The organism is Microbacterium oxydans, from assembly GCF_006540085.1.
Taxonomy (GTDB): domain Bacteria; phylum Actinomycetota; class Actinomycetes; order Actinomycetales; family Microbacteriaceae; genus Microbacterium; species Microbacterium oxydans.
In genome coordinates this window covers 191524-213626 of sequence record NZ_BJOG01000009.1, presented here as the reverse complement: position 1 = coordinate 213626, position 22103 = coordinate 191524, and the positions used below count along the sequence as shown (strand labels likewise).

27 protein-coding genes are annotated in these 22103 nt (G+C 68.5%); 14 read left to right on the top strand and 13 right to left on the bottom strand.

The window, feature by feature from the left end:
- Positions 1-17: 17 nt before the first annotated feature.
- Positions 18-689 carry a DUF998 domain-containing protein gene (locus MOX01_RS17660; RefSeq protein ID WP_230977982.1) on the bottom strand — a complete coding sequence of 224 codons (672 nt, stop codon included), beginning with the start codon at positions 687-689 and terminating at the stop codon, positions 18-20.
- 214 nt (positions 690-903) lie between these two features.
- On the opposite strand from MOX01_RS17660, the gene MOX01_RS17655 reads away from it, so the two are divergent.
- The 3 genes from MOX01_RS17655 to MOX01_RS17645 are packed head-to-tail and all read left to right on the top strand — an operon-like array spanning position 904 to position 2606.
- The gene (locus tag MOX01_RS17655; protein ID WP_058632734.1) at positions 904-1383 is read left to right on the top strand and encodes a hypothetical protein; all 480 of its coding nucleotides are present in this window, start codon (positions 904-906) and stop codon (positions 1381-1383) included.
- A 31-nt stretch (positions 1384-1414) separates the two neighbouring features.
- On the top strand, positions 1415-2257 hold the full coding sequence (locus MOX01_RS17650; protein ID WP_141370840.1) for an alpha/beta fold hydrolase: 843 nt from the start codon (positions 1415-1417) through the stop codon (positions 2255-2257).
- 34 nt (positions 2258-2291) lie between these two features.
- On the top strand, positions 2292-2606 hold the full coding sequence (locus MOX01_RS17645; RefSeq protein WP_058632732.1) for an ArsR/SmtB family transcription factor: 315 nt from the start codon (positions 2292-2294) through the stop codon (positions 2604-2606).
- 23 nt (positions 2607-2629) lie between these two features.
- Here MOX01_RS17645 and MOX01_RS19330 read toward each other — a convergent pair whose 3' ends face one another.
- The 3 genes from MOX01_RS19330 to MOX01_RS17635 all read right to left on the bottom strand — a co-directional run bounded on the left by MOX01_RS19330 (position 2630) and on the right by MOX01_RS17635 (position 4496).
- On the bottom strand, positions 2630-3010 hold the full coding sequence (locus tag MOX01_RS19330) for a hypothetical protein (protein WP_058632731.1): 381 nt from the start codon (positions 3008-3010) through the stop codon (positions 2630-2632).
- On the bottom strand, positions 3007-3543 hold the full coding sequence (locus MOX01_RS17640) for a hypothetical protein (RefSeq protein WP_141370838.1): 537 nt from the start codon (positions 3541-3543) through the stop codon (positions 3007-3009). Before MOX01_RS17640 ends, MOX01_RS19330 begins: the two co-directional genes overlap by 4 nt.
- A gap of 92 nt (positions 3544-3635) precedes the next feature.
- The gene (locus MOX01_RS17635) at positions 3636-4496 is read right to left on the bottom strand and encodes a hypothetical protein (RefSeq protein ID WP_141370836.1); all 861 of its coding nucleotides are present in this window, start codon (positions 4494-4496) and stop codon (positions 3636-3638) included.
- Between the two features lie 75 nt (positions 4497-4571).
- Here MOX01_RS17635 and MOX01_RS17630 point away from each other — a divergent pair, with 75 nt between their 5' ends.
- The 3 genes from MOX01_RS17630 to MOX01_RS17620 all read left to right on the top strand — a co-directional run bounded on the left by MOX01_RS17630 (position 4572) and on the right by MOX01_RS17620 (position 7454).
- The gene (locus tag MOX01_RS17630; RefSeq protein ID WP_058632728.1) at positions 4572-4961 is read left to right on the top strand and encodes an ArsR/SmtB family transcription factor; all 390 of its coding nucleotides are present in this window, start codon (positions 4572-4574) and stop codon (positions 4959-4961) included.
- Between the two features lie 2 nt (positions 4962-4963).
- Positions 4964-5941, top strand: a complete 978-nt coding sequence (locus MOX01_RS17625; protein WP_113680290.1) for an SRPBCC family protein — start codon at positions 4964-4966, stop codon at positions 5939-5941.
- A 160-nt stretch (positions 5942-6101) separates the two neighbouring features.
- Entirely contained in the window at positions 6102-7454 is a 1353-nt protein-coding gene (locus tag MOX01_RS17620; RefSeq protein ID WP_141370834.1) for a flavin monoamine oxidase family protein, read from the top strand.
- Here the strand turns inward: MOX01_RS17620 and MOX01_RS17615 are convergent.
- The 5 genes from MOX01_RS17615 to MOX01_RS17595 all read right to left on the bottom strand — a co-directional run bounded on the left by MOX01_RS17615 (position 7445) and on the right by MOX01_RS17595 (position 11247).
- Positions 7445-8170 (bottom strand): Pr6Pr family membrane protein, encoded by a 726-nt coding sequence (locus MOX01_RS17615; RefSeq protein WP_141370832.1) that lies wholly within the window; start codon positions 8168-8170, stop codon positions 7445-7447. The two genes, MOX01_RS17620 and MOX01_RS17615, sit on opposite strands and share 10 nt — an antisense overlap.
- A gap of 80 nt (positions 8171-8250) precedes the next feature.
- The gene (locus MOX01_RS17610) at positions 8251-8640 is read right to left on the bottom strand and encodes a DoxX family protein (protein ID WP_046746984.1); all 390 of its coding nucleotides are present in this window, start codon (positions 8638-8640) and stop codon (positions 8251-8253) included.
- A 29-nt stretch (positions 8641-8669) separates the two neighbouring features.
- Positions 8670-9398, bottom strand: a complete 729-nt coding sequence (locus tag MOX01_RS17605) for a ribonuclease H family protein (RefSeq protein WP_141370830.1) — start codon at positions 9396-9398, stop codon at positions 8670-8672.
- 34 nt (positions 9399-9432) lie between these two features.
- Positions 9433-10215, bottom strand: a complete 783-nt coding sequence (locus tag MOX01_RS17600; protein ID WP_141370828.1) for an ABC transporter ATP-binding protein — start codon at positions 10213-10215, stop codon at positions 9433-9435.
- A 78-nt stretch (positions 10216-10293) separates the two neighbouring features.
- Complete coding sequence (locus MOX01_RS17595) at positions 10294-11247, bottom strand: ABC transporter substrate-binding protein (protein WP_141370826.1); 954 nt, start codon at positions 11245-11247, stop codon at positions 10294-10296.
- 40 nt (positions 11248-11287) lie between these two features.
- Here MOX01_RS17595 and MOX01_RS17590 point away from each other — a divergent pair, with 40 nt between their 5' ends.
- The 3 genes from MOX01_RS17590 to MOX01_RS17580 are packed head-to-tail and all read left to right on the top strand — an operon-like array spanning position 11288 to position 14182.
- A complete protein-coding gene (locus MOX01_RS17590) occupies positions 11288-12337 on the top strand; it encodes a FecCD family ABC transporter permease (RefSeq protein ID WP_141370824.1) in 1050 nt (349 codons plus the stop codon).
- Positions 12334-13383 carry a FecCD family ABC transporter permease gene (locus MOX01_RS17585; protein ID WP_141370822.1) on the top strand — a complete coding sequence of 350 codons (1050 nt, stop codon included), beginning with the start codon at positions 12334-12336 and terminating at the stop codon, positions 13381-13383. Before MOX01_RS17590 ends, MOX01_RS17585 begins: the two co-directional genes overlap by 4 nt.
- Positions 13376-14182 (top strand): siderophore-interacting protein, encoded by an 807-nt coding sequence (locus tag MOX01_RS17580; protein ID WP_061015398.1) that lies wholly within the window; start codon positions 13376-13378, stop codon positions 14180-14182. The genes MOX01_RS17585 and MOX01_RS17580 overlap by 8 nt, the downstream gene beginning before the upstream one ends.
- Positions 14183-14205: 23 nt before the next feature.
- On the opposite strand, the gene MOX01_RS17575 is transcribed toward MOX01_RS17580, so the two are convergent.
- From MOX01_RS17575 to MOX01_RS17560, 4 genes are all read right to left on the bottom strand, one after another.
- Positions 14206-14451, bottom strand: coding sequence for a hypothetical protein (locus MOX01_RS17575; protein ID WP_141370820.1), 246 nt, complete (start codon positions 14449-14451; stop codon positions 14206-14208).
- Positions 14452-14532: 81 nt separating this feature from the next.
- Positions 14533-14838 (bottom strand): protealysin inhibitor emfourin, encoded by a 306-nt coding sequence (locus tag MOX01_RS17570; RefSeq protein WP_141370818.1) that lies wholly within the window; start codon positions 14836-14838, stop codon positions 14533-14535.
- Positions 14813-15883: a M4 family metallopeptidase gene (locus MOX01_RS17565; RefSeq protein ID WP_141370816.1), complete on the bottom strand. Its 1071-nt coding sequence runs from the start codon at positions 15881-15883 to the stop codon at positions 14813-14815. The genes MOX01_RS17570 and MOX01_RS17565 overlap by 26 nt, the downstream gene beginning before the upstream one ends.
- A gap of 183 nt (positions 15884-16066) precedes the next feature.
- Positions 16067-16510, bottom strand: a complete 444-nt coding sequence (locus MOX01_RS17560; RefSeq protein ID WP_230977981.1) for a hypothetical protein — start codon at positions 16508-16510, stop codon at positions 16067-16069.
- A 161-nt stretch (positions 16511-16671) separates the two neighbouring features.
- Between MOX01_RS17560 and MOX01_RS17555 the strand changes: the two genes are divergently transcribed.
- Genes MOX01_RS17555 through MOX01_RS17535 form a run of 5 tightly spaced genes read left to right on the top strand, consistent with a single transcriptional unit; the run spans position 16672 to position 22086 of the window.
- Positions 16672-17988 (top strand): ABC transporter substrate-binding protein, encoded by a 1317-nt coding sequence (locus tag MOX01_RS17555; protein WP_052748624.1) that lies wholly within the window; start codon positions 16672-16674, stop codon positions 17986-17988.
- Between the two features lie 2 nt (positions 17989-17990).
- Positions 17991-18953 carry a carbohydrate ABC transporter permease gene (locus MOX01_RS17550; protein ID WP_141370814.1) on the top strand — a complete coding sequence of 321 codons (963 nt, stop codon included), beginning with the start codon at positions 17991-17993 and terminating at the stop codon, positions 18951-18953.
- Positions 18950-19894 carry a carbohydrate ABC transporter permease gene (locus tag MOX01_RS17545; protein ID WP_082682636.1) on the top strand — a complete coding sequence of 315 codons (945 nt, stop codon included), beginning with the start codon at positions 18950-18952 and terminating at the stop codon, positions 19892-19894. The genes MOX01_RS17550 and MOX01_RS17545 overlap by 4 nt, the downstream gene beginning before the upstream one ends.
- The gene (locus tag MOX01_RS17540) at positions 19891-21528 is read left to right on the top strand and encodes an amylo-alpha-1,6-glucosidase (RefSeq protein WP_141370812.1); all 1638 of its coding nucleotides are present in this window, start codon (positions 19891-19893) and stop codon (positions 21526-21528) included. Before MOX01_RS17545 ends, MOX01_RS17540 begins: the two co-directional genes overlap by 4 nt.
- Before the next feature lie 48 nt (positions 21529-21576).
- Complete coding sequence (locus MOX01_RS17535; protein ID WP_141370810.1) at positions 21577-22086, top strand: GNAT family N-acetyltransferase; 510 nt, start codon at positions 21577-21579, stop codon at positions 22084-22086.
- Positions 22087-22103: the final 17 nt, after the last annotated feature.

Genomic DNA, 22103 nt, shown 5'->3' with positions numbered 1-22103 from the left:
GTCGGTGGCAGTCCAGGCTAGCGAGGAGCACGCGGCGACCGCAGCAGGGAGACGGCGGTCGCGGAGCACCAACCGAAGGCGAAGAGTCCCGCGACCGCCACCTGGATACTCGCGGTCTCGGGAACGACGGGAGCAAGCAGGGCGATCGCCACGATCCCGCTCCCGATCGCTGCGGCCACACGCCGTTCGCGGATGGCGCGGATGAGCGCGACGATGGCCGCCACCGCCAGGGCGGTGAACGCGATGATCGCCGCCGCCATGTGGATGACGGCAGTCGCCGTGGGCTCGGCCGCGGGGCCGTCGGCGACCCCGAGGGGAAAGCCGTTAGCGGGGTCCTGCCGAAAGAGGCCGGCGGCGATGAAGCCCACCCCACTGATCGCGATGAGGATCGGGATGGCAGCGCGACCGAGCCCGTCGGTCACGATCCGCCGGTGACCGATCGCGAGGCAGATCAAGCCCAGTCCCGCCAGAACGAAAGTGAGGACCTGGATCCAGCCGAGGTCTCCGGTGGAGAGCTGGCTTATCGGGTGGATGCGGATATCGAAGCCGGGACGCGTCAGCATCTGAGCGAGTGCGGACACGTAGAACAGCGGTCCCGCGAGGGCTCCTGCGAGGAGGAAGAGGCGGGTCGAACGCGGAAGGGTCTGGACCTCTCTGTGTGCGCGGTGGGTCGTCGAGTTCCTGATCACTGGGCGTGCTCCTCTTCTGGGTCTTCTGCGGCGAGTGCTTCTGCACTGATACCTCGGAGCCGCGCGGCGAACTTTGACATCACACTGTCGCGCCGTCCTCTCGGCGCGCCCGAGGCGGACTCCGGCGAGGTCACGCGCGGATGTCAATGTGCAGGATTCGGTTCCGAGGTATCTGAGAACGCGGCCCGCCGGGCTGCCGGAGAAAGGACGTCTCATGAACGAGAACCCGCTGGAGAACATCACTGCCGAGCAGATCGACGCCTACGGGCTCGGAGAGCAGGCCACGCCTGGCAGTGCCGTCGCGGCGCTCGACCGGCTCGTCGGCGAGTGGAAGGTCACTGGTGGCGCCGAGGGCGTCATCCGCTACGAGTGGATGGGCGGACGGTTCTTCCTGCTCCAGCACGTCGAGCTCGAACAGTTCGGCCAGGCGATCACCGGTCTCGAGGTCATCGGTCAACTACGTCCGTTCGGCGAGCCCGCCGGCACCGACGTCGTCTCCCGGTTCTACGACTCGCTGGGCAACACACTCGACTACGTCTACGAACTCGAGGGAGACACGCTGACCATCTGGGCGGGATCGAAGGGGAGCCCTGCGTACTTCTCCGGCACATTCAGTGACGACGATCGTGTGCTCGACGGTGCCTGGGTGTACCCGGGCGACGGCGGCTATCCGTCCACGATGACCCGCCGTTGAGTCGTCTCCTTCCGAAGAGAGCGGAACCAGCATGCCGAAGAAGTCCTCCTCCGATCGTTCGCTGCACCAGGTCGTCTCTGCGGATGGCACGGAGATCTCGTATGAACGGCACGGGGAGGGTCCGGTCGTCATCCTGGTCGCGCAGGCCCTCTCCGATCTCCGGGACAATCGTCGCCTCGCCGGGCTGCTCGCCGACGATCACACGGTCGTGAACCACGACCGTCGTGGCCGCGGCGGCAGCGGCGACGCCGGAGCATGGAGTGTGGCTCGCGAGATCGGAGACATCGAGGCGCTCATCGACGCCCACGGTGGCAGAGCGTCACTTCTCGGCACCTCATCCGGCGCGGTCCTCGCGTTGGATGCTGCCGCCGCTCTTCCTGACAAGGTCGAGGCCGTGATCGCCTTCGAGCCGCCGGTGATCGTGGACGATCGCCGCCCACCCGTGCCTCGCGACCTCGCCGACCGTCTCGGGAAGCTCGTCGATGAGGGGAGGGGCTCGGATGCCGTTCGCGAGTTCACCCGCGTTGCCCTGGGCGCATCCCCACTCATGATCGGTGCGATGCGCCTCATGATCGGCCCCTGGCGGAGCATGGTCGCGATGGCCAGGACGACGGTGTACGACACGCGTCTCTGCGCGGGCCTGCAGGACGGAGAACCTCTGACCGGCGAACGGTGGAGCCGGCTCCGGGCACCCTCTCTCGTGCTCGTCGGGGGCAGGAGCGAACCGTTCGTGCAGAGCGGCACCCGGGAGCTGTCGTCGCTGATCGGAGCCCGCTACGAGTCGATCGAAGGGGCGCACCACGCGACGCCGATGATGAAGCCGGCCGCCCTGATCCCGTCCATGGTGTCGTTCCTCGGTGAGGTCCGCTCTTGATCATCTCCGGGGCTGAGCCCGTCGCGAAGTGTCGATGTCCGTGATTCCCGACGGGCTCGGCCCCGGAGACGCGGACAGGGTCTTCCGAGCCCTGGGCGATGCCACACGTCGCGACATCCTCGCACGCACGGTTCTCGAGGAGCAGTCGGTGACGGAGCTCGCGCGCCGCTACGACATGAGTCATACGGCGGTGCAGAAGCATGTCGCCGTGCTCGAACGCGCGGGACTCATCGTCAGGCACGCGCGTGGGCGGGAGCGCGTCGTGCGCGCAGACCAGGAGAGGATCCGGAGCGTGTCTCGGGTTCTTCGTAATCTGGTCGGCTGTCGGGAATGCGGTGAGATGACATGAGATGTCACGTAAGTCGCGCCGGTTTAGTCGGATGTGAACCAGGGGGCGGGCACCGGTGTGCGGACCTCCTCGAACTGCAGTTCCGGGTCTGACCGGTCAGCCACCCGCATCCACTCCGCACGGCCTTTCTGAATGAACCCTGCCGCACCGGCACGCCGGTCGGACGAGGACAACGTCACCTGCGGGCCAGTGCTGGACCCCACATCGACGGGAATTCCCCGGTACGTGCCCCGATGGTCGATGTCGAAACACGGCATGTCCTTATCGACCGCACGGTAGAAGCCGGTCTTCCCCGGCCGCCGGGTGAACCCCGGCGCTGGGTCCAAGGACCACAACGACCACCCGAACGTGCTCACCAGCTTGTAATCCACACCGTTCAACGTCCCGTGCAGACCATGCTTCATCGCCCGTTCCCCTGCCCGGCTGGTGCCGTCGCAGACGCTCGGAGCGCGACCGCGTCCAATCGCTTCAGGTCCACGAACCGGTCCACTCGCACCGGCTCCTCGTCGATCCACACCGAGTTGCCGTCCACACGCAGCACGCCGACGTACATCACCTGGTCGGGCTCCGACGCGAACACCGTCACGATCCGGTCATCACCGAGCCGCCGGTGCGCGGACGTCAGCTCCGACATGATCTGATCGTCGCTGCCGCCACGGATCGCCGACACAAGCGGCGCTGTCGGGAACCCGGCATCCACTCCGACCACGATCGGGTTCGTGAGCACCCCGCCACCGCGGACACGCCACCGTTGCTTCCGGCGGGCGATCATCACCACGGACACGACGAAGATCACCGGCGGCAACGCAAACACCCCCGCCATAGCGAGCCCTGACCGCACGCGACCGCCGAGCAACTCGACCGTCGCCTCGGGATTCAGGTACACGGCCACAGCGACAACCACCATCGCGGCGGACACAGCCGCCCAGAAGGTCATCTGAGGTCGGGAACGTTCCGCAACGAACCTGTCAGAGTGCGTGGCGAACCACGATCCCAGCGACCGGGACCTGGAATTCATCGGGGCGAAGCTCACGCGCCACCCTCCGACTCCTCGGGCTCCTCGATCCCGACCTGCCCGAACCTGGCCGACCGTGTCGATGACCGCATCCGGTAGAACGTGAACTTCCTCGCACCCCGAGTCCACACCGGAGTGCGGTTCGGCGACGGGTCGTCCCTCTCCCCGAGCGCCTCCTCCAGGTACGCCAGAGTCGCCGCATACGCGTCATCGTCGTTCTTCGCTGTCGCACCCGGCGGCCGTCGAGCCGCCGGGAACGTCAAACTGGCGCTCACGCCCCCATCCGGCAGTAACCGTGCCGTCGGGTTCTGCGACACCCACTTCGGTTTCGGGAAGAAGCCCCGCTCGTTCTCCTCCGCGCCCTCGTCGATCAGCTCATGGGCCAGCAGCCACGTCATCGGGTCAGCACCGTCGAGGTAGTCCTTCGCGGCATCGCGCAGCACCCGCAGCGAGTAAGTCCCCACGAACCACAGCTCCAGCTCCCCATCACGCCGGATCCGAGCCGTCACCTTGAACGGCCCAAGGTCCCAGTGCTTGTCGGACCCAATCGTCTTCCCCGCTTTCCGGGAAATCGCCGTCCGAAGCTGCCTTTCCGCTGCCGCTGTGTCACCTACCCCGGTCAGCGGCGCGCGCACCCACAGGTGTTCGTTGACCTCGTCATCCTCGGGCAGACCGTCGTCGTAGACCGGCTGATGCAAACCCAGCGTGCCCAGCTCAGCCGTTAGCTGCTCACGAGTCATTGTCTGCTCACGCTGCACCTGCCCAAGCAGTGCCGGCAGCGCCGTCATCAGGGCGTCCAGTTCAACCATGGTCGTCATCCTTTCCCGACGTCCTTCCCACCCTATTGAAACGGGAGACACGGGAACGTCGTTCATGCCGGCGAATTCAACTGTCGTCGCAACACTCGGCCCCCTTGACACACCCGCCGCACAGGCATAACGTACAACCAAATGGTTGCACAAAGAGAACTGAGCGAAGCGGAGGTCGACCGTGTCTTCCACGCACTGGCGACGTCGACCCGGCGCGACATCCTGCGCCGGACGATCGAGCGGGAGCAGTCGGTCTCGACCCTCGCCTCCGAATACGAGATGTCGTTCGCCGCGGTGCAGAAGCACGTCGCCGTGCTCGAGGCCGCGAACCTCATCGTCAAGCGCGCCGAGGGACGCGAGCGGCTCGTCCGCGCGAACCCCGAGATGATCGCCCGCGCCAGGGCGCTCCTCGCCCGATACGAAGAGCTGTGGCGGTCGCGCATCGCCCGGCTCGACGATCTGCTGGCCGAGACTGCTCGGTCCAACTCGTCCGACAACAGCGACAGCACGAACACCGAACAAGGAGACTGAACATGCCTGTCACCGACGTCATCACCGATGCCGACAACCTGACCATGACCGTGGTCGCCGACTTCGCCGCCCCGATCGAGAGGGTGTGGAGCGCCTACTCCGACCCGCGGCAGCTCGAGCGCTTCTGGGGCCCTCCCGGATGGCCGGCCACCTTCACAGCGTGGGACCACACCGTCGGCGGTCGTGCGCAGTACTCGATGAACGGTCCGCGCGGGGAGAAGTCGTCCGGGTCGTGGGAGTTCATCTCGATCGATGCGCCGAACGCGTTCGAGGTCATCGACTCGTTCGTCGACGAGAACGGCACACCGCTCGACGGCTTCCCCGCCCAGCGGATGACCTTCGCCTTCGAGTCCACCGCCGACGGCACCCGCATGACCACCACGAGCCACTTCGACTCGGTCGACGCCCTCGAGCAGGTCGTCGAGATGGGCCAGGTCGAGGGGATCAAGATGGCGATGGCGCAGCTCGACACCGTGCTGCAGGACCTCCGCGACTACGCGCAGGGCAAGGGCACGCGACTGGAACTGCTCGACGACACGCACGTGCGCATCACCCGCCTGGTCGATGGACCGCGCGAGCTGGTGTGGCGCGCGCACTTCGAGCCCGAGCTCATCCGCAAGTGGATGCTCGGACCCGACGGGTGGGAGATGACGGAGTGCGTCGCCGCCACCGAGGTCGGCCAGTCGTACCGGAACTCGTGGGCGCCGGTCGGCGACACCGAGGGGCAGCCGTTCGGGTTCGAGGGGGAGGCGCTCCTGATCGATGCTCCGCGCCGCGCAGTGACCACCGAGCGGATGCAGGGCCTGCCGACCGAGACCCTCAACGATCTGAACCTGTATGAGGAGGACGGCGCGACCCTCGTCACGCTGCTCATCGAGTACCCCGACAAGGAGACGCGCGACATGATCCTCGCCACCGGCATGGTGGACGGCATGGAGTCGTCGTTCGCCCGTCTGGAGCGGGAGCTGCTCGCCGTCTGAGTGTGAACAACTCCTCCGAACCGGCCGGACCCCCCCGCGGTCCAGCCGGTTCTCCGGCTCTCGGCGCACTGTTCTTGAGGAGTTGTTCACGCGCCGCCTGCCGCACCCGACGCGGAGTCGGCAGGCGGAACCCGATGAGGCGGGATAGGGTGGCGTCACGATGAGGATCACGCGCCGCACTCTGCTCCTCGGCGCCGGAGCCGGTGTCGCTTCGGTGCTGCTCGTCTCCTGTACCCCCGAACCTGCGCCCACGCCCACCCCCACCCGCACGCGTGAGCCGGAGCCTCCGCCCGGTGTCCCCGCCGCAGCCGGCAGCGTGCGCAGCACCTGGACAACGGACCCGTACTCTCTCGGCGCCGTCAGCTTCACCCCGGTCGGTGTGCTGTCCGATACCCGCTCCGCCTTGTCGCGGCCCGTCGGCAAGCGGCTGTTCTTCGCCGGCGAGGCGACCGACGTCGACGCTCCCGGCACGGTGCGCGGAGCCATCGCCTCGGGCACCCGCGCCGCCGAAGAAGTCATGGTCCCGGCGACCTCGGGCGAACGCATCGCCGTGGTGGGCGCAGGACTCGCCGGTGCGACGGTCGCCGCGCTCCTCGCCGAGGGCGGCATGGAGGTCACGGTCTTCGAGGCACGAGACCGTGTCGGCGGGAGGATCCACTCGCACCTCGACGACTCCTGGCCCGTACCCGCACAGCTCGGGGCCTGGCTCTTCAGCCCGGACGACAGCGAGGTGCTCGATCGTCTGAGCAGCGGGGAGGTCGGGATCGTCGATCTCTCCGGCGAACTCTGGCGTGGAGCCGACGGCGACATCGACCCGGTCGACCCGCAGCCTTTCGACGCCGCGATCACGACGGCCCAGGCTGCTCCCGAAGACACCTCCGTGGCCGACGCGCTGACCGCCGCGGGTATCGACCCTGCTGACCCCGCGACCGCCGCATTGCTCGCGATCCTCGCCGCCCGCACCGGAGCCGGCGCCGACGAACTCTCGAGCTGGTTCGCGCCGCCGTTGCCCACAGGAGACCCGAAGGCGGCGACGGGCGACCTCACGCCGTTCATCGAGAAGACGCTCGACGGCGTCACCGTCGGCCTCAACTCGCCCGTCGCGAGACTGGCGTACGACGACTCGGGGGTGAGCGTGCGTCTCGGTACCGGGGAGGCGCTGTCGTTCGACCGCGTCGTCGTCACCGTGCCGCTCGGGGTGCTGCAGGACCGGAGCATCGAGTTCGACCCGCCCCTGCCCTTCTCCAACCGCGGCGCGGTCTCCGCTCTCGGCATGGGCGCGATCGAGACGGTGTGGCTGCGCTGGGACGAGGCGTTCTGGGACAGCGAGGAGGCGATCTGGCACGCTGTCGGTGCCGATGTGGCGATCCCGACCTGGATCAACCTGCGACCCGCGACCGGGGAGAACGTGCTCGTGGGGATCGTGGGCGGGGCAGCTGCCGCCGACTTCGCGCAACTCGACGAGGACGAGGCCATCGAAGCCGCCCTCGCCTCGCTCTCCCTCTACGTCTGACCGACGCGCTCGTCTATCGAGGCCTGCACGACCGTCGGAGTCTCCGTGCTCTGCTCGCTCTCCCTGCGCGGCGTTCGCGGCAGCGGCATGCGGCTGATGAGCACGAGCACCGAGGCGACCAGGGCGAACGTCGCGAGGGCGATCGCGGACGACACGAGGAACTCCAGCGGCCCGCTCACCTGTCGCGGGTCGAGGAAGTAGTAGGGGTACCAGCCGATCAGTGGCCCACGGATCATCGTGAACACGCCCCAGAGCACGGGATAGGCGAGCGTCACCGGCACCACCCGCCATGGGACGGAACGGTGCCCGGGGGCGAGTGCCCATGCCGCCACCGTCACTGCGGGCAGCCAGAAGTGGAGCACCTGATCCGACCACGGGACGTCGATGCGGATACCGCGGACCCCGGCCTGCCAGACGAGGATCGCGAACACGAGTCCAGCCGTGATCGTCCAGGTCAGCACGAGAGCCAGCGCGACCGTGAGCCAGCGCGGATCGCGTGCCGTGCGCAGGGCGATCACACCCGCGATGCTCAACAGCACCACGAACGCGATGTTCGACTGGTTGGTCAGATAGGCGAAGAAGTTCTGGCTGGCGATGGTGTTCGACGCCAGGCCCCAGGCGAGTCGATGGATGAGCGCCACGAGGCAGACGGCGGCGGCGCCGAGGCGGAGCAGGCCGAAGACGGTGCGGGCCTTCACCGCTGCGTCACCACCCATTCCGTCATCCGCCGAGTCTACGGACCGCTCCTCGGAGGAGCCGCCGTGCCGCAGCGGGCGCCCTCACCCGCGACGGTCGCTCAGCGCCGCGGCTCCCGGGTCGACCACAGCGCCAGAGCGACGAGCACGGGCTGGAAGAACAGTCTGACGAAGCGCTTCATGTCGGTGTCGAGACCGAATCCGTCGCGGTGGTGCATCCACTGCGCCACGTTGCCGGGGAACACGGCGACGAAGAACAGGGCGGCGATCGTGCCGACGGTGCGCCGACGGCGGCGTGCCAGCAGCAGAGCGGAACCGAGCGCGACCTCGGCCACGCCGGAGGCCAGCACCGTGGTGTCGGGGTCGAGGGGCAGCGACTCCGGCACCTGCGCCTGGAACTCCTCGCGCGCCACCGTGAGGTGGGAGACGCCGGCGAAGACGAGCGATGCGCCGAGGAAGATACGGCCGATGGTGCGGGCAGGAGTCGACATGGTGCGAGTGTACGCCTCCGCCACTGCGCTCAGATCAGCCGGCGGAGCGCCTCTTCGAGCGAGACGCCCTGAGCCTCTGCACGGTCTCGCAGCCTCGCGTGCTCGTCGGACGACAGCGGGATGCGCAGCTCGATCGGGTCGTCCTCCGGCGCATCCAGCCCGTCGAGGAGATCGGAGGCCTCGGCCCACAGGGTGTCTGCGCCGGGCGCCGGTGTTGTGGGAGTGGAGGCCGGAGCCGAGGGGGCGGACGCGGCGACCGCAGCTGAGGCGGCGACCGCAGCTCCGGCATCCGTCGCCATCGTGAAGCCCGGTCCTCGCCGCGGTTCCTGCTTGGCCTGGTACGCCTTCGCTGCCGCGTTCGCCCGCTCGTCGGCGGCCTCGTTCAGGGGGTGACCTGCGTGGCCCTTGACCCAGGAGAACTCGACGTCACGGCCGCGGATGGCTTCGTCGATGCCCTCCAGCAGGTCGCGGTTCAGCACCGGTCCGCCGTCGGACTTGCGCCAGCCCTTGCGCTTCCACCCCGGCATCCACTTGGTCACGGAGTCGATCACGTACCGGCTGTCGCACTCGATCAGCAGCTTCTCGTCGGTGCCGGCCGTCGCGCGCAGCAGTTCCAGCACGGCGCGCAGCTCGCCCTGGTTGTTGGTGCCGTGTGGCGAACCGCCGGCCGCCCAGTTCGCGTCGTCGATGTACCAGGCCCAGCCGTTGGGGCCGGGGTTGCCCAGGGCGGAGCCGTCTGCGGCGGCGGTGATCGTCATCCTTCAACCGTAACGGTGGGGGACGACGCGGAATTCACCGCCGGACCACCATCGGGGTGCCGGTGACCGGATCGGGTGTCACCACCGCGTCGATGCCGAAGACGTCGCCGACGCGCTCTGCCGTGATGAGTTCGGACGGGGTGCCGGTGGCGATCACGTGCCCCTCCTTCATGAGCACGAGGTTGTCCGCATACCGAGCCGCCTGGTTGAGGTCGTGCAGCACCGCGATGACGGTCTTGCCCTGCGTGTTGAGGTCCCGCAGCAGATCGAGCAGCTCGTACTGGTGCGCGATGTCGAGGAAGGTCGTCGGCTCGTCGAGCAGCATCACCGGGGTCTGCTGGGCGAGCAGGAGCGCGACCCAGACGCGTTGCCGCTGCCCACCGGACAGCTGGTCCACGTAGCGCTCGGCGAGGTCGGCGGTGTTCGTTGCGGCGAGCGCCTCGCGCGTGGCGGTGTCATCGGTGGACGTCCACCGCTGCAGTGCGGAGTGGTGCGGATACCTGCCGCGCGAGACCAGGTCGGCGACGCGCATCCCCTCGGGGGCGATGGCGTCCTGCGGCAGGAGTCCCATCCTGCGGGCGAGCTCCTTGGAGCCGTACTCGCCGAGCGCGCGTCCGTCGAACAGCACGTCGCCTGATTCGGGCTTCAGCACCCGGGCGAGGGCGCGCAGCACGGTGGACTTGCCCGAGGCGTTCGGCCCGAGGATCACGGTGAACGACCCCTCCGGCAGCGCCAGATCGACGCCGTCTACGACGACCTTGCCGTCGTAGGCGACGACGAGTCCACGGGCTTCGAGTGCCGGGTGCGGCGTGGTCATTGTTCCTCCGGGTGTTCGAATCGCCCGAATGGTTCCGTTTCCGGGTGGAATGGAACCAATCGAGCGATTCGAAAGGGGTCAGCCGAGCAGGTCTTCGACCTGGTCGATGACAAGGTTGGCACCGATCACGCCGATGCCCACCATCCAGGTGTCGTCCTCCACCTCGAAGGCCTTGTCACCGGCGGGGCCGGGCTGGGCGCCCCACAGTCCGGTGATCCGCTCCTGCGTGGTCGCGGTCGGGTCTCCGCCGGGGCTCATGTAGAACACCACGTCGCCATCGATCTGCTCGTAGAGCTCGGGGCTGAGCTCCATCATCGAGTACTCGTTCCAGTCGCGGTCGGCTCCCAGGTCGAACCCCATGTCGGTGAGCAGCGAGCCCGAGAACGTGCCGGGCCCGTACAGGCGGAAGTTGTCGGCACGGAAGCGCACGATCGATGCGGTGGTGCCGTCGGCTTCGACCGCCGAGCCGACCTCGGACGCACGGTCCTCGACGCCCTTGATGAGCTCGTCCATCTTGTCGCTCTGGTCCACGGCGGCGGCGGTCAGCACGGCCTGCTCGGTCCAGTTGGTGCCGGTGTCCTCCGAGAAGACGGTGGGCGCGATGGCCGACAGCTCCTCGTAGAGTGCCTCGTGCCGCACCTTCGAGCCGATGATCAGGTCGGGGGCGAGGTTCGCGATCGCGTCGACGTCGGGCTCGGCGATGAAGCCGATCGATTCGGTGCCGTCGAGATCATCGGCGAGGTAGGCCGGGAAACCGCGTCCGGCCCCGATCTCCGGTGCGCCGACCGGAGTGATGCCCAGGGCGACCAGCGCGTCCATCTGCGGGGAGTCGAGCACGACGATCCGCTCGGGTACCGACTCGAACTCCGTCTCGCCCATCGCGTGCTCCACGGTATAGCTCGTGTCCGTGGCGGGAGCGGATTCCTCCGCTGCGGGGGTGCTCGAGCATCCTGTGGCGATCAGGGTGATCGCGGCCAGAGAGGCGACAGCGGTGGCGAGCGGACGGAAGCGCGTTCGATGAGGTCTGTTCACGTCTCACAACCCTAGTGATGTTTGGTTAGGCTATCCAAATATGAGTTCCGAACCGGTCGTCGTCGCGCGCCGTCGTGCCCCGCTCGCGGCATCCCGCTTCCCCGTGTGGTTCGGCATCGCCCTGGTCGTGGCCGTGCTGGCGATCTCGCTGGCATTGAGCCTCGCCGTCGGTGCGCGGTTCGTGCCCCTCGGCGAGGTGGTGCTCTCGCTGTTCGGCACGGGGGACCAGAACGTCCTGAACATCGTCGGCGAGCTGCGCGTGACCCGCACCGTCAACGCGGTCATCTGCGGCGTCGCGCTGGGTGCTGCCGGTGTGCTGATGCAGGCGCTCACCCGCAACCCGATCGCGGACCCCGGGATGCTGGGGGTCAGCGCCGGCGCCTCGTTCGGCGTGGTCGCGGGCATGAGCGTGCTGGGCGCCCTCGGCGTCGGCGGCACGATCTGGCTCGCGCTCGCCGGAGCCGCTCTCGCTTCTGCGGTGATCTTCTGGTTCTCGGGCACCCGGTTCGCCTCCGGTTCGCCCGTGCGACTGATCCTCGCCGGCGTCGCGTTCTCGGCCATCCTGGCCGGGCTCTCGCAGGCGATCGTGCTGACGGATGAGACGGTGCTCGACGCGTTCCGCTTCTGGCGAGTCGGCTCCCTCACCGCCCGACCTGTGGAAGAAGCGCTGCCGCTGGTCGTCTTCATCATCGTCGGGGTGATCCTCGCTCTGCTGCTCGGGCCCGCACTGAACCTGATGGCACTCGGCGACGACAGCGCGATCGCCCTCGGGGTGAAGCCCGGTGTCGTGCGCGCGCTCGTGCTCCTCGCCGTCACGCTGCTGTGCGGCACGGCGACCGCGGTCGCCGGTCCCATCGCGTTCGTCGGTCTCGTCATCCCGCATCTGCTCCGTCGCCTCGTCGGACCCGACCTCCGCATCGTGCTGCCGCTGTCGCTGCTCGCGGCCCCGGCGATGCTGCTTCTGGCCGACACCCTCGGCCGCGTGATCGGCGGAGGCGGCGAGGTGCAGGTCGGCATCGTCACGGCTCTGATCGGCGGCCCGCTGCTCATCGCCTTCATGGTCGGCAGGCGGACGGCGGGGATCTCATGAGCCTGCGCACCGTCGCGCTGACGTCCGACGACCGTGTCCTCCGCGGAGAGCGCTGGTCCTTCCGGTTCAGCCATCGCACGGCCCTCGTGTGCGGCATCCTCGCCGGCGTCCTGCTGGTGCTGCTGGTCGCCGCGCTCATGATCGGCGAGTACATCGTCACCCCGGCCGCACTGATCGAGACGCTCCTCGGTCGCCCGCCGGAGCGACTCGACGAGTTCTTCGTCCTCGGGCGCCGCCTGCCGCGAAGCCTCGTCGCGATCGTCGTCGGCGCGAGCCTGGCCGTCGCCGGGGCCGTGTTCCAGAGCCTGACCCGCAATCCGCTCGCCAGCCCCGACGTGATCGGCATCAGCAGCGGTGCCTCGGTCGGCGCGGTGGTCGTGATGCTCGTGCTGGGCGGATCCCTGGCGCAGGCGGCCCTCGGAGCGGTCATCGGTTCCCTCGTGATCGCGGGCGTGATCGTCGTGTTCACCGCGCGTTCCGGGCTCCACGGCGTGCAGTTGATCCTCACCGGCGTCGCGCTGTCGGCCACCGCCATGGCCGTGGTCGACTACGTGCTGACGCAGGTGTTCGTCGCAAGCGCGACCACGGCGCAGACCTGGTTGATCGGATCGCTGCAGGGCCGGGGATGGGGTGATCTGCTGCCTGCGCTGATCGCGTTGCTCCTGATCATCCCGCTCCTCGTCTGGGCGGCGCCGGCTGCGCGGATGATGGCACTCGGCGACAGTGTCTCGACCGCACTGGGCGTGCGGACGGTGCGGGCGCGATGGATCCTGCTCGTCGCCGCGACCCTGCTCGTGGCGGTCGCCGTCGCCACGGCCGGGCCGATCTCGTTCGTCGCGCTGATCGCCCCGCACATCGCCCGGCGTCTGACCGGTGCGACGAGCTTCCTCGCCTCGGGGCTCGTGGGGGCGCTGCTGCTGCTCACGAGCGACCTGCTCGCGCAGAACGTCTTCCCGGCGCCGATCCCGGTCGGCGTCGTCACCATCACCGTCGGCGGCGCATTCTTCCTGTGGCTGCTCTGGAGAGAGGGGGCTCGGCGTGGCTGAGCACACCATCGACCGCGTCCGTCCTCCACAGCGTCCTCGCCGTTCCGGAGCTCGCGTCTTCGCCGCCCGCGTCACGGCCGTGCGCGATCTCACCCCGCACATGCGGCGGCTCACCATCTCCGCGGCGGAGTTCGCCGACTACGCGCCCGCGGGACCGGACGAGTACCTCGGTCTGCTGCTGCCCCGCGACGAGAGCGTTCCGCTCGTGCTGCCCGCGAACGATGGGACGGAGAACATCCGTGCGGCTGTCGCGGCCATCCCCGACGAGGAGCGGCCGGATCTGCGCTGGTACACGTTGCGCGACCACCGCCCCGAGGCTCGCGAGATCGACGTCGACTTCGTCGTGCACGGCGACGAGGGCCCGGGAACCCGATTCGCTGGACGAGCGCGCGCCGGGTCGGCCCTCGGCATCCGCGAGTGCACGGCCCTGTATGCCCCACTGCCCGAGACCCGCGCCCGAGTGATCATCGGCGACGAGTCGTCACTGCCCGCGATCGCCCGCATCCTCGAGGCGACGGAAGCTGCGGAGACGCATGTCTTCATCGAGATCGCGGATGCCGCGGAGAAGCAGGATCTCGCGGGCGCCGTCACGTGGGTCGAGCGCCGGGGTGAGCTGCCCGGTGCGCGACTGCAGCAGGCGGTACGGGCTGCTGCGCTGCCCGAGGTGATCGACTATGCGTGGGTGTGCGGAGAGCGACTCGCGGTGCAGGAGCTGCGCCGTCACCTGGTCGACCGTGGCGTCTCGAAGGACCGGATCACGTTCTCAGGCTACTGGCGGCTGGGTGAGGCGCGGGGCTGAGGTCGGCGGCTCCGGCCGGTCTGTCAGTCCTTCTCCGTGTCGTCGTCCTGGGGCTCCCGGTTCTCGGTCGCGGTGGCTTCCGGCATGGGAGGGGCGACCGGGAAAAGGACCGAGCTCAGGTCACCGCTGGTCTCTGCGCCGAGTCCGATCGACAGCGGATCGACGACGGGTGCCGTGTCGAGGACTTCCGATTCGGAGCGCTCGAGCGGTTCCGAGGGCAGCACCCACTGGTTCTCTTCTTCTTCAGGCTTCTGCTGGAACAGTCCCATGGGGTCCATTGTGACCCCGTGCGGCCGAGACGGCGCCGGATTCACACGCGATTGATCGGATGCCGCCGCGCGCCGGGCGTGTCAGGTGGAGGCCGCGCGCACGGCGTCGACGAGCGCGCGCCAGGGGCCGTCGAGCGCGGAGTCCGGCAGCTCGCGTTCGCGTCTCTCGGACGGCGTGCGCGCTCGGATGCTCCACATGAACCGGTCGGCACCGACGCTGCCGTCCGGTTCCTGCTCCCACGGGCAGCTGTCGATCAGGCCGATCCACTCAACGGCGTCGTCGGGTTCCGCTTCCACACGCCACTGACGGCGGATGCCGGCGATGCCGCCCGTGCGCACCACCGCGATGACGACTTGCGCGTCAGTCGGTGGAGGGGACTCGCTCATCCTCATAGACTCCCACGGTCGTCCACGCCCGTCGAGCGGCTGCGGCTGTGGCGGCATCGATGGTCGTGGCTGCGGCGACGGTGGCGTCGGCGAACTGCGTGAAGGTCGCGGTGCTCGACAGGCCTCCGGTGAGGGCGCGATACCAGACGCTTCCCGCGCGCTCCCAGGCGTTGCCGCCGAGGTCGGTGGCGAAGAGGGCGAACGCACGGTTGGGGATGCCGGAATTGATGTGCACCCCGCCGTTGTCTTCCGTGGTGCGGACGAAGCCGCTCATGTGGTCGGGCTGCGGATCGCGGCCGAGTTCGTCGTCGTCGTAGGCGGTGCCGGGCGCGATCATCGAGCGCAGCGCCGCGCCTTCGACCGCATCGGTGAAGATCTCGGCGCCGATGAGCCAGGTCGCCTGGTCGGCCGTCTGGCCGAGGGCGTACTGCTCGGTCAGGGCGCCGAACACGTCGGCGATCGACTCGTTCAGGGCACCGGGCTGCCCCTGGTACTCGAGGTCGGCGGTGTGCTGCACCACGCCATGGGCGAGCTCGTGGCCGATGACGGTGAGCGAGCCGGTGAAGTGCTGGAACACCTCGCCGTCGCCATCGCCGAACACCATGCGCTCGCCGTCCCAGAACGCGTTGTCGTAGTCGACGCCGTAGTGCACCGTCGCATCCAGCGGGGCTCCAGCGTCGTCGAGGGAGTTGCGACCGAACGCTGCCAGGAGCATCTCGAAGGTGGCCCCGAGTCCGTCGTAGGCCTCGTTCACCGCGGTGTCTTCGACCGGGGCGTCGTCTTCGTCGCGCACGACAGCGCCGGGCAGCTGCTGAGTGTTGCCCGCGTCGCTGATGGTGCGGTTGGGGGCGTCGGACAGCTGCGCGACGAGATCGCCGTTCTCGTCGATCGACAGGTCGATGCGGGCGCGGAACGGCGGACGCCCGGCGGTCAGGGTCTGTCGCGCGGCAGCTGCGGCCTTCGGGAAGCGGCCAGACTCGGCCAGACGCGCGAGCAGATAGGAGGGGACCACTCCATGACGTTCTCCGGATGCTGTGCTGCTCATGGTGCGACCCTACGCCGGGGTGCCGACGTTCGGGAGCGTCCCACTCCCGGCGCGGTCAGCCGCGCGCGGGATCAGGCAGACGCGTCGAAACAGGCAGTTCCGACGCAGGACGGCCAGTTCTCGCGTGTTGGCCTGTGTTCGCGAGAGCCCTGCGGGCAGCGCTCGCCCCTCGCGGTCCTCGTCTCAGTCGCGCTCGATGCTCAGCACTGTCGTGCGCAGTCCGTCGGATTCGAACTGCACCGGCATGCCGGGGTGGTCGACAGAGAACCAGAAGACACCGTCGACGGTGTCGTACCTGCGGCAGGTGAGCGCGCCGAGGGGAGTCGTCAGGCTCACCGTCGACACACTCGTGGTCTCGGGATCGAACGCGGAGTGGCCCTGGAGTTCGAGCCAGGTCACCCGGTTCGAGACGACTGCCTTCGGGTCCTCGACCGACCAGCGGTCCAGCGTCGCACCCTCGTCGTCCACGTCGTGATAGCGGTTGACGTGCTCGCCGAGCGGGCCATCCGGACCTTCCAGGAGAAGGTGGATCGTCGTGCCGTTTCCGATGGCGTCGCGGATCTCCGCGGCGGTGAACGGTGTCGGAAGGAGTGCGGGGTCGATCAGGTGCGGATCAGGATCGGTCATGGAGCCAGTCTGCGTCATGCCCCGCTCGTTCGTCACGGGATGGTCTCGATGGCCCGGTCCACACCACGATTCCTTGACAGGATTGCGTTCTGTATACAGAATACCAGTACGCCCGAAGGGTGTTCCCGACCTGATCTTCCAATGATGAAAGAGGTAGCGAGATGGCACGTGCGAACGTGACGCGGTTTCTGGCACTGGGGGCCGCCGGCGCTCTGGCACTCGGACTCGCCGCGTGCAGCGGTGGAGGTGGAGGAGGCGGTGGAGGCGTCGACGCCGACGGCAACGCCACCGTCGTCTGGTCGACCTGGGGCACGGCCGACGAGCTCACCCGCTATGAGGAGTTCAACAAGGACTTCATGGAGCGCCACCCCGACATCAAGGTCAAGCTGCAGCCCGTGGCGGACTACGGCGACTACCACTCCAAGCTGCTCGCTCAGCTCACCAGCAACACCGCCCCCGACGTGTTCTACGTGGGCGACGACAAGATCGGCCAGTTCGTCGACTCGAACCGGCTCATGCCGCTCAGCGACCTGATGGACTCGAAGGAGAGCAAGACGAAGAAGGACGACTTCTTCCCCGGGCTCTTCGGCGCTGCCGAGAACGACGGCGAGGTGTACGCCGCCCCGAACGACTCGAACCCCGACGTGTTCTGGTACGACAAGCAGGCGCTCGCCGCCGCCGGCATCACCGAGGACCCGGCGACCCTGGCCGAGAACGGCGAGTGGACGACCGACAAGTTCCTCGAGATGAACAAGAAGCTCCACGACGCGGGCCTGACGGGAACGATGTACTGGAACTACTGGGCGACGCACTGGAGCTGGCTGTCTTCACAGGGCCTCGACGCCCCGTACGACGACTCCGGTGCGTTCGTCGCGAACAAGGATGCCGACACCGTCGAGTCCGTGCAGCAGCTCGGCGACCTGTTCGAAGACGGCACCTTCGTCGTGGCGGACACCCTGCCGGACGGGGCCGGGGCCGACAGCGTGTTCGTGACGCACAAGGCCGGCTTCTTCGTGCAGGGCCGCTACACGATCGGCACGGTGAGCGCGACGGGCGAGCAGGACAGCTACGACATCGTGCAGTGGCCGACTCCCGACGGCGAAGCCGCTCCGACCGGAGTCGCGACCAGCTTCCTCGCCATCAACGGCAAGACCAAGGTGAAGGACGCCGCGTTCACGTTCTGGACCGAGTTCCTCTCGGCGGAGGGGCAGACCTTCCGTCTGCAGGGCGGCGGCAATGCCGTCCCGTCGATCAAGGGCGCCGATGATGTGGTGCTCGAGGGCGACTACCCCGCGCATGCGCAGACCTTCCTCGACATGCGTGACATCGGATTCGAGGACTACCCCGCCGAGGCGCGCGTGCCTGGCCTGCCGACCGCGATCGCGGACGAGTTCCTGAAGCTCTACCAGGGCAAGACCGACGCGCAGGCCACCCTCGACACGATCGCCGACGTGGTCAAGGACCGGTCGGAGAAGTAGGCGTGAGCACTGTCACCGAGAACGGGCGGATGCCGCAGGTCACCCCTGCGGCATCCGCCCCGCCCCTGCGCAAGGAGGCGCTCTGGCGCCGCCGTGATTGGCGGTGGGGGTACGTCTTCGTCGGCCCGCAGCTGATCGGCATGGGCCTGTTCGTCGTCCTGCCGTTCGCCGCCAGCCTGGTGCTGGCGTTCGCCGACTGGGACGGTCTGTCCGACCTCACGTGGGTGGGGTTCGCGAACTTCGCCGACCAGTTGACGGATCCGCTGCTGTGGCGAGCGATCATCAACACGCTCATCATCGCGATCGTCACGGTCCCCATCGGTCTCGGCCTCTCGGTGATCGTCGCGGTCGCGCTCGAGAAGCTCAAGACGCGCACGCTCTACCTGATCCTGTTCTTCGCGCCCGTGGTGACCTCGACGGTTGCCGTGGCGATGATCTGGCAGCAGATGTTCCGCTCCGACGGCCTGCTCTCCACGACGATCTCGAAGGTCTTCGGGGTCACCCCTCCCGACTGGCTGCAGGATCCGAAGCTCGCCCTCCTGGCCGTCTGCATCGTCACGATCTGGTCGTCGATGGGGCTCAACGTCGTGATCTTCCTCGCCGGGCTGCAGAACATCTCGCCCTCGGTGATCGAGGCCGCGCGCATCGACGGCGCCGGCCCCTGGCGGTTGTTCACCAGCATCCGTCTGCCGCTGCTCTCGCCGATCGTGTTCTTCTCGTCGGTCGTCGCGTTCATCTCCTCCCTGCAGACCTTCGACACGGTCTACGTGCTCGTGCAGGACGCGGGCCCCGACAACGCGACCCGCACGATCGTCTACCACATCTTCGATCTGGGCTTCGGGCGGTTCGAGTTCGGTCCGTCCAGTGCCGCGAGCATCATCCTGCTCGTGCTGACCCTCGTCATCACCGCGGTGCAGTTCGGCGCGCAGAAGAAGTTCGTCCACTACGAGGATGACCCCGCATGAGCATCCAGACGCCTCCCCTCACCGGCCCCGCTCCGGCGACCGACTCCACCGTCGCGATCACCGCGCCCGGCTACCGTTCGCGTGGCCGTGGTGGTCCTGCCGCCGATCGCGCGCGCCGCCGGCTCGGTTCGACCGCGTTGCACGTCGTTCTCATCATCGCCGGGATCGCGATGGTGTTCCCGTTCATCTGGATGCTGCTGACCTCGTTCAAGACGCTGCCGCAGCTGCTGAAGAACCCCCTGCAGTTCCTGCCAGACCCCTGGACCTTCGACAACTACACCGAGGCGTGGAACGCGGTGCCGTTCGGGCAGGCCTACCTGAACAGCGCCTACATCGCGATCCTCGTGGTGGTGGGCACCCTGCTCACGGCCTCGATGGCCGGCTACGCGTTCGCGCGCATCCGATTCCGCGGCAGCAAGGTGCTCTTCATCGTCTTCCTGGCGACGCAGATGATCCCGAAGCAGGTGACGCTGATCCCGTTCTACCTGCTGATGTCGAACCTCGGCTGGGTCGACTCGCATCTCGCGCTGATCGTGCCGGGGATCATGGCGAACCCGTTCGCGGTGTTCCTGATGCGTCAGTTCGTGCTGGCGCTGCCGCGCGAGCTCGAAGAGGCGGCCATCGTCGACGGCGCCGGCCGCTGGCGCATCTTCTGGAGCGTCGTGCTCCCGAACCTCAAGCCCGGTCTCGCAGCCCTCAGCATCATCGTGGCGCTCGACGTGTGGAATGCCTTCCTGTTCCCGCTGGTGCTGCTGAACTCGCCCGACCTGTTCACGGTGCCGCTGCTGCTGAACGCGTTCGAGAGCCAGCAGGGGTCGGTCAACTACGGACTCGTGATGGCGGCCTCCGCGATCGCCACCGTGCCGATGCTGATCGTGTTCGTGATCGGTCAGCGCAAGATCCTCAACAGCATGGCTGCGTCGGGACTGGGAGGACGATGATGACGGATGCTGCAGCACTCGCCGGGCGTCGCCTAGACCTCGTCACCGCCCCGTTCACACTGCCCCGCTCACGGGTGCTCGTGTTCCGCGCGGAGCACGGGGAGGGCGTGCGCGTGCACACCTCGGAGTACGAGAGGCGGCTGTCGGAGTGCCGTGTGCTGGACGCGCTCGTTGTGGTGGATGCCGCGGGAGCGGTGCTTCCGGTGACCGACGTGCTCCCGGCGCGGGTGACGTTCGGTGATGCGGCGGCGACGCTGACGTTCGCCGATCCGTCGACGCTGAGCCTCGGGGGAGAACCCGGGTTGCGGGTGCGGTTGCGGCGACCGGACGGGCGTGTGGATGAGCATCCGCTCGGTGACGGACTTCGACTCCGCATCGATGCCGATCGTGCCGTCGTCGTCGAGCCCGGCGACCATGCTGCCGCGCTCGCCGCGACGGAGGAGGTCTGGGCCGACTGGTTCGCGAAGTGCCCGACCGTCCGCGACGACCTGCAGGAGATGACCGCGTTCTGCTGGTGGGTGCTCGGGGCGAACATCGTCGAGCTGCCCTCTCTCGGCGACGCCAGGGCGATCGTCCCGTCGAAGATCGGATATGTCGGCCTGTGGCAGTGGGATGCGTACTTCATCGCCGTCGGGTTGCGACACGGCGACCCGGAGCTCGCGCGCGAACAGCTCGACCTCGCCTTCCGGTTCGCCCAGTCCGACGGGCAGCTGCCCGACGTGGTGCACGAGCTCGGGGTGCTGGCCACCAGCGATGATCTGCCCGAGAGTGACCGCGCCAACCTGCGTCGCGCCGGCTCGCAGATCGCCGATCCGAGTGCCCCGGTGCCGCTGACGAAGCCGCCGCTCGCCGCCTGGGCGGTGCGCAAGGTGCTCGAGGCCGAGGACGCCCCCGACTACGCGAGGACGCAGCTGGCGCGCATCGTCCGCTCGCAGGACTGGTGGTTCGCGGGAAGCGACCTCGACCACGACGGGATGCCCGAGTACGGTCACCCGTACTCCTCCGGCCTCGACGACAGCCCGATCTTCGACGGTCCGTTGCCGACCGCGGCCCCCGACCTCGGGGCGTACCTCGTGCGCCAGGATCGGGAACTCGCGTCGCTGCTGGAGAGGTACGAGCCGGATGCCGACGTCTCGCGGTTCCGCGAGCGGGCCGAGGCCACGCAGGAGCTGCTGCTGCGCATGTGGGATCCCGAGCGTGCTCGCTTCCTCGCGTTCGGCGGAGGGGAGGTGCAGCTCAGCGACACCGTCGTCGGGTTGATGCCGCTGCTCACGGGCACGCTGCCGACGTCGATCGCCGAGGCGTTGCGCGCAGCCGTCGACGACCCCGAACGCTTCCGCCTGCCCTGGGGTCTGCCCACGGTCGCGGCCTCTGACCCGGACTTCTCGGACGAGCGCATGTGGCGTGGCCCGGTGTGGGTCAACACGAGCACGCTCATCGCGGAAGGGCTCGAGGCTTCGGGCTACGCCGAGCGGGCGCGGGAGCTGCGGGAGCAGACCGTGGCGCTCGTGATCCACGGCGGTGGTCCGCACGAGTACTTCAACCCGCGCACAGGTCAGAAGGCGCGCACGGCCACCACCGCGTTCGGCTGGTCGGCTGCGCTCTTCATCGACCTCGCCGTGCAGCTCAGCTGAGCGCCTTCGGCGTCGTTCCGCCACGCCGGGGCCTGGTTAGCTGTTGTGATGCACGAACCGCGCACGATCACGCTCGAAGACCCGCGCTCGCCGGAAGGTCGAGGGATCCTGGAGTCCTTCTTCGCGGAAGTCATCGGGCGGTACTGGGATCGGCCGGCCACGGCGGCGGAGGTGGAGCAGGAGATGGAGAGCGACCCGAGCGACGACCTCCGGGATGACACCGGGTTCCTGCTCGTCGTTCGAGACGGCGCGCAGGCGGTCGGCTGCGGAGGCGTTCGATTCGTCGGACCGGGAGCAGGCGAGATCACGCGGGTGTACATCGCCCCCGCCGCGCGCGGGCGTGGTGTCGGCCGCTCCCTGATCCAGGAACTCGAATCGATGAGTGCCGAGCGCGGCCTGCACACTCTCCGGCTGACCGTGCGTCGCGACCTCGTCGAGGCGCACCGGCTCTACCAGCGACTCGGATATGAACCGGTCGCGCCCTTCTCCGACTCGCCCTACGCCCACCACCAGTTGGCGAAGAAGCTGGCTGCGCCGTCCCCGTCGGGAGATCGATGACGGGCTCCATCATCGGG

What these genes read in the sequence shown, in the direction of transcription:
- MOX01_RS17655 (WP_058632734.1), top strand. Translation starts at nt 904, where the DNA reads ATGAACGAGAACCCGCTGGAGAACATCACTGCCGAGCAGATCGACGCC.
- MOX01_RS17650 (WP_141370840.1), top strand. Translation starts at nt 1,415, where the DNA reads ATGCCGAAGAAGTCCTCCTCCGATCGTTCGCTGCACCAGGTCGTCTCT.
- MOX01_RS17645 (WP_058632732.1), top strand. Translation starts at nt 2,292, where the DNA reads ATGTCCGTGATTCCCGACGGGCTCGGCCCCGGAGACGCGGACAGGGTC.
- MOX01_RS19330 (WP_058632731.1), bottom strand. Translation starts at nt 3,010, where the DNA reads ATGAAGCATGGTCTGCACGGGACGTTGAACGGTGTGGATTACAAGCTG.
- MOX01_RS17640 (WP_141370838.1), bottom strand. Translation starts at nt 3,543, where the DNA reads ATGACCTTCTGGGCGGCTGTGTCCGCCGCGATGGTGGTTGTCGCTGTG.
- MOX01_RS17635 (WP_141370836.1), bottom strand. Translation starts at nt 4,496, where the DNA reads ATGAACGACGTTCCCGTGTCTCCCGTTTCAATAGGGTGGGAAGGACGT.
- MOX01_RS17630 (WP_058632728.1), top strand. Translation starts at nt 4,572, where the DNA reads ATGGTTGCACAAAGAGAACTGAGCGAAGCGGAGGTCGACCGTGTCTTC.
- MOX01_RS17625 (WP_113680290.1), top strand. Translation starts at nt 4,964, where the DNA reads ATGCCTGTCACCGACGTCATCACCGATGCCGACAACCTGACCATGACC.
- MOX01_RS17620 (WP_141370834.1), top strand. Translation starts at nt 6,102, where the DNA reads ATGAGGATCACGCGCCGCACTCTGCTCCTCGGCGCCGGAGCCGGTGTC.
- MOX01_RS17615 (WP_141370832.1), bottom strand. Translation starts at nt 8,170, where the DNA reads ATGGGTGGTGACGCAGCGGTGAAGGCCCGCACCGTCTTCGGCCTGCTC.
- MOX01_RS17610 (WP_046746984.1), bottom strand. Translation starts at nt 8,640, where the DNA reads ATGTCGACTCCTGCCCGCACCATCGGCCGTATCTTCCTCGGCGCATCG.
- MOX01_RS17605 (WP_141370830.1), bottom strand. Translation starts at nt 9,398, where the DNA reads ATGACGATCACCGCCGCCGCAGACGGCTCCGCCCTGGGCAACCCCGGC.
- MOX01_RS17600 (WP_141370828.1), bottom strand. Translation starts at nt 10,215, where the DNA reads ATGACCACGCCGCACCCGGCACTCGAAGCCCGTGGACTCGTCGTCGCC.
- MOX01_RS17590 (WP_141370824.1), top strand. Translation starts at nt 11,288, where the DNA reads ATGAGTTCCGAACCGGTCGTCGTCGCGCGCCGTCGTGCCCCGCTCGCG.
- MOX01_RS17585 (WP_141370822.1), top strand. Translation starts at nt 12,334, where the DNA reads ATGAGCCTGCGCACCGTCGCGCTGACGTCCGACGACCGTGTCCTCCGC.
- MOX01_RS17575 (WP_141370820.1), bottom strand. Translation starts at nt 14,451, where the DNA reads ATGGGACTGTTCCAGCAGAAGCCTGAAGAAGAAGAGAACCAGTGGGTG.
- MOX01_RS17570 (WP_141370818.1), bottom strand. Translation starts at nt 14,838, where the DNA reads ATGAGCGAGTCCCCTCCACCGACTGACGCGCAAGTCGTCATCGCGGTG.
- MOX01_RS17565 (WP_141370816.1), bottom strand. Translation starts at nt 15,883, where the DNA reads ATGAGCAGCACAGCATCCGGAGAACGTCATGGAGTGGTCCCCTCCTAT.
- MOX01_RS17560 (WP_230977981.1), bottom strand. Translation starts at nt 16,510, where the DNA reads ATGACCGATCCTGATCCGCACCTGATCGACCCCGCACTCCTTCCGACA.
- MOX01_RS17555 (WP_052748624.1), top strand. Translation starts at nt 16,672, where the DNA reads ATGGCACGTGCGAACGTGACGCGGTTTCTGGCACTGGGGGCCGCCGGC.
- MOX01_RS17545 (WP_082682636.1), top strand. Translation starts at nt 18,950, where the DNA reads ATGAGCATCCAGACGCCTCCCCTCACCGGCCCCGCTCCGGCGACCGAC.
- MOX01_RS17540 (WP_141370812.1), top strand. Translation starts at nt 19,891, where the DNA reads ATGATGACGGATGCTGCAGCACTCGCCGGGCGTCGCCTAGACCTCGTC.
- MOX01_RS17535 (WP_141370810.1), top strand. Translation starts at nt 21,577, where the DNA reads ATGCACGAACCGCGCACGATCACGCTCGAAGACCCGCGCTCGCCGGAA.